The 4,257-nt window shown below is 65.8% G+C and carries 5 protein-coding genes; all 5 read right to left on the bottom strand.

Annotated features, from left to right (window positions below; translation table 11 throughout):
• Positions 1–295: 295 nt before the first annotated feature.
• Positions 296–739 (bottom strand): hemerythrin domain-containing protein, encoded by a 444-nt coding sequence (locus QZY48_RS10325; RefSeq protein ID WP_295430739.1) that lies wholly within the window; start codon positions 737–739, stop codon positions 296–298.
• A 198-nt stretch (positions 740–937) separates the two neighbouring features.
• Entirely contained in the window at positions 938–2,257 is a 1,320-nt protein-coding gene (locus QZY48_RS10320; RefSeq protein ID WP_295430738.1) for a HipA domain-containing protein, read from the bottom strand.
• On the bottom strand, positions 2,254–2,622 hold the full coding sequence (locus QZY48_RS10315) for a helix-turn-helix transcriptional regulator (protein ID WP_295430737.1): 369 nt from the start codon (positions 2,620–2,622) through the stop codon (positions 2,254–2,256). The genes QZY48_RS10320 and QZY48_RS10315 overlap by 4 nt, the downstream gene beginning before the upstream one ends.
• Before the next feature lie 129 nt (positions 2,623–2,751).
• Positions 2,752–3,195, bottom strand: coding sequence for a hemerythrin domain-containing protein (locus tag QZY48_RS10310; RefSeq protein WP_295430736.1), 444 nt, complete (start codon positions 3,193–3,195; stop codon positions 2,752–2,754).
• A gap of 397 nt (positions 3,196–3,592) precedes the next feature.
• A complete protein-coding gene (locus QZY48_RS10305; protein ID WP_295430735.1) occupies positions 3,593–4,066 on the bottom strand; it encodes a histidine kinase dimerization/phospho-acceptor domain-containing protein in 474 nt (157 codons plus the stop codon).
• Positions 4,067–4,257: the final 191 nt, after the last annotated feature.

Genomic DNA, 4,257 nt, shown 5'->3' with positions numbered 1-4,257 from the left:
GCGCCCCGCGTGCCCGCGGCCCGCTTGCCCGAGGCCCGTTGGCGCTGTCGCCCCTGAAGCTTCATCTGCGCCAGCGGACTGGGTACCGGCTCCGGGACCAGCAGGTCCAGCCGCTCGGTCAGGTCCAGTGCCCGGCACACCCGCACGAAGCCCGACAACTGGGTCGCCACCTCGCCGGATTCGAGCCGTTCCAGCGCAGCGTGCCCATCCTCCAGACCTCGACGCGGCCCGGATGGGCACGCCCGCTCGACGCCACGACAGGTCCGGACCTTCGCGCGCGGGGACGGCAACGAGACTAGCGACGCGCCTCACGGAACAGGCCGATCTCGACCATCTTGGGGAAGAGGACCTGTTCCTCGCCATCCAGGCGGTGGGCGACCAGGGTGAAGACCTTGTCGGTGTCGACCAGAAATTGATCGGTGAAGTTGAAGTCGCAGTCCTGCAGCCAACGCGCGCAATAGTCGGCGAAGGTCTTGCGCATGGGCATCTCCCCGATGATGAATCCCCAGGCAATGGAGTTGACCCTGGGGTCCTCATGCATCAGCAGGCTGGGGTACAGGTCGTGATCCTCCTGCGCCAGATGCCGGTCGACCCGCTCGCCCAGGTCACACAGCAGTTCGTACGCGGTCCTGGCGTTGGGGCGGATACTCAATTGCTCCATGGTGAGGAGCTCGCGCGGGTCATCGATCATCCGGCGCAGGTCCGAGTGGGTCCCGCGGTACTCTCCCAAGGTTTGCATGAATCGCGCTGCTGGCTCCCACGCTCCAGCGTGGAAGCAAGAGCGGGCGGACCGCGTCCAGGTAACAGACGGGACGCGGAGCGCCCGCACTGCATTCCCACGCTGGAGCGTCACTGCCATTAAGTTAGGCTCCGGCACCGGTTGCAGGCGGATGAGCGGGGGAAGGATGCGCGCAATCGAATGCGTCGCCTTGCCTGGTCACGCGGCTCCAGCTTCTTCACCCGCTGGGAAAAACCGGTGGGCCTGCCGTATCTGTTCCGTCCAAGGTTCGGCCACCCCGGCCTGGGGGGCGAACATCGGCCAGCGCCGGACGGCCTCCTGCACCTCGGCGAGGATGGCGGCGGCCCGGCCCCGCTTCATGAGGGCCACCTTGGCACAGGCGTTGAAGTCGTCCAGGGTGAAGCCGGCGCGCTTGCCGTTGAGGGTCATCTGGTGGGTGGCCGTCCAGGCCCCCGCGGGGTTGTAACTGTAGGTCATGTCGAAGGCCGGGGCCAGCGACCATTGGCCTTGCCGGTCCATCAGGAAGGCGATGTTCTTGACATGATCGTCCTGGTTGCGGGCGACGATGTTGAAGGCCAGGCGCCGGAATTGCTCTTCCACCGCCGCGGCGGATAGCCCGAGCCGGCGGATGGCGAGCAGGGCCTGCTCGTAGGCATAGGCCCCGGGTTGGTTGAAATCGAAATGGGCCAGGGCACCCAGGGACTGCATGTGCAGCCGTCCCCCGTCTGCCAGCCGGTCGAAGCGCCGGGTCATGAAGTGGCGCCGCCCCCCTTCCTCCAGCAACCGGCACTCGCTCATGGTGATCCCCGCCGCCCGCGCCATCAGATAATAGGCGTATTCGACGGCCCCGTAGCCCTGGGGGTCCTCCATCTCCTTGTCCCGATTGCCGGTGACGCCATCGAATTTCAGCAACCAGTATTCAAAGCCAGTGCCGGCGGCGACCTGACCGGAACGCACCTCGTTGGTCTGCGGGTTCCAGGCGATCACCGCCTTGGCGCGGGCGCCGCCCGCCGAGGTCCCCACGCGCAGGATGTCCTGCAAGGCGCGCTGCCGCGCCGGTCCCTGAAAACTGCCGAGCAGCCCGGAGCGCCGGCTCAGTACCTCCGAGACGAGCCGCACCAGGGCCTCGATCTCGATGCGTGCCGCCTTGCGCGGGCGCGGACCCAGCACCGGGGCGAACTCCAAGGCACCCATGCCGCGGGTGCCCGTGTAACAGAGCCGTTCGACGGCGCTGAAGCCATCCGGGGTACGCCCCTGGGTGGCCAGCCAGGCATCGATCAGCAGGTTACCGAAGCGGTCGGGCAGCGCATCGGCCAGCATTCCCGGCAATCCGTGAAAGGTCCGCAGGGGCAGCTCGGGAAAGACATAGACCCGGTCGCTCAACGGCATGGTCAGGGGTGAGACCTCAATGCCGCTGCGGGCGAAGACCGGGGCGTACTGAAAGGCGGCATAGTCGCGCCCCGCCTCGTGCGACACGGCCCCAATGGCCCGCCCCCACAGCAGTACCCGCGCGATCACTCGGGTTGACCCCAGGTCCAGGTCCCGGGCCCATCGGCCGCGCCCCGCGTGCCCGCGGCCCGCTTGCCCGAGGCCCGTTGGCGCTGTCGCCCCTGAAGCTTCATCTGCGCCAGCGGACTGGGTACCGGCTCCGGGACCAGTAGGTCCAGCCGTTCGGCCAGGTCCAGTGCCCGACACACCCGCACGAAGCCCGACAACTGGGTCGCCACCTCGCCGGATTCGAGCCGTTCCAAGGTACGCTTGGAGACCCCGGCCTGCTCCGCTAGGGCGGCCTGGGTCAGGTTGCGCTCCAACCGCGTCGCCGCCAGGCGTGCGCCCAACTCCCGCAAGATGGCAGTGTCCGTCAACTGTGCTGTGATCTTCATAAGGCGCCTTTTATGGCGATTTATCATCCCTTATGCGATTTTTTCGCCTGATATGACGAGTTTACCCCACCTTGCCGAACGCGGCGAGTTGCCGCGAAGATTCACAGTATATGCAGGACGGCAGCGAGGCTAGCGACGCGCCTCACGGAACATGCCGATCTCGACCATCTTGGGGAAGAGGACCTGTTCCTCGCCATCCAGGCGGTGCGCGACCAGGGTGAAGACCTTGTCGGTGTCGAGCAGAAATTGATCGGTGAAGTTGAAGTCGCAGTCCTGCAGCCAGCGTGCGCGATAGTCGGCGAAGATCTTGCGCATGGGCATCTCCCCGATGATGAATCCCCAGGCCATGGAGTTGACCCTGGGGTCCTCATGAATCAGCAGGCTGGGGTACAGGTCGTGATCCTCCTGCGCCAGATGCCGGTCGACCCGCTCGCCCAGGTCACACAGCAGTTCGTACGCGGTCCTGGCGTTGGGGCGCAGACGCAATTGCTCCATGGTGAGAAGCGCGCGCAGGTCATCGATCATCTGGCGCAGGTCCGAGTGGATACCGCGGTACTCGCCCAAGGTTTGCATGGATCAGCCCTTCATAGTGAATGCGTCGGCACCGGCGGCAGCGATCGCGTCATTGCAGCAATGGTGATCGCGTTTCATGGGTGTCCCCTGCGCCCTGCGCTTCGCCCGGTCTGCCTCGATGCACCAACACCGAAGATCCTACGCCTTTGGTCCGGTCCCGGCGTCCGTGGAAATACCTAGCGCGGGGGACTGGCCAGCGCTGCACGCCGGTCAACCTGGAAAGAGGAGTTCTCTCACAGAGACACAAAGATCACAAAGATTTTCAAAGCGATATGTCGGTCGCGGAGATCACCTGGGCGGTGATCGGCCCAACGGCTTCAATGATCTGTTGTTCTTTGTGTTCTTTGTGTTCTTTGTGTCTCTGTGTCTTTGTGAGAGCAATTTCCGGATCTTGGGGTCAAGGATCCCTGGGTGCCCGCGGGGACCCCGGCAGGTCCTGCGCACCGTCGATGCAGGTGAGCGCCCGCGCCAGTATCTGGGCGGCACGCTCGACCTGCGCGTCGATCCGGCCCAGCACCTGCACCAACTCGTGCGCCGGCAACTCGCCGGACGCGACGAGCTGGGCGGCGGCATTGCTGTACATGGCGATGACGGCCAGCGGCTGGCGGAGGTCGTGGACCAGGGTCTGGACCAGGGCCGCGTGCCGCGGCGCCGGCTCGGAGCCGGCGGATGCCGGCCCGCCCAACTGCGCTGCCAAGGGCTCTGGCGGTGCCGCCGCGGCACCGGCGCGCGACGCGCCGCCGGACGGCGGTAGGGTCGGCTCGAGCGCCGCGATCCGGCGCAGCAGGTCCCGACAGGTCTGCGGGTCGGCCGCCTCCGCCAGGGCGCGGCCCAGGTCGCGTAATTGCTGGATCGGGGGGGGTGTCGTCATGTTCAGAAGTCCGCTGGGCCGACGCCGAGGCGGCGTCTGCATCCCTAAGTAACGAGTCAAGAACAAGTTAAACACAATCTTGTCGTTGTCGTTGTCGTTGTCGTTGTCGTTGTCGTTGTCGTTGTCGTTGTCGTTGTCGTTGTCGTTGTCGTTGTCGTTGTCGTTGTCGTTGTCGTTGTCGTTGTCGTTGT

The organism is uncultured Thiodictyon sp., from assembly GCF_903828115.1.
Lineage (GTDB): Bacteria > Pseudomonadota > Gammaproteobacteria > Chromatiales > Chromatiaceae > Thiodictyon.
This window is presented reverse-complemented; position numbering and strand designations above follow the sequence as displayed.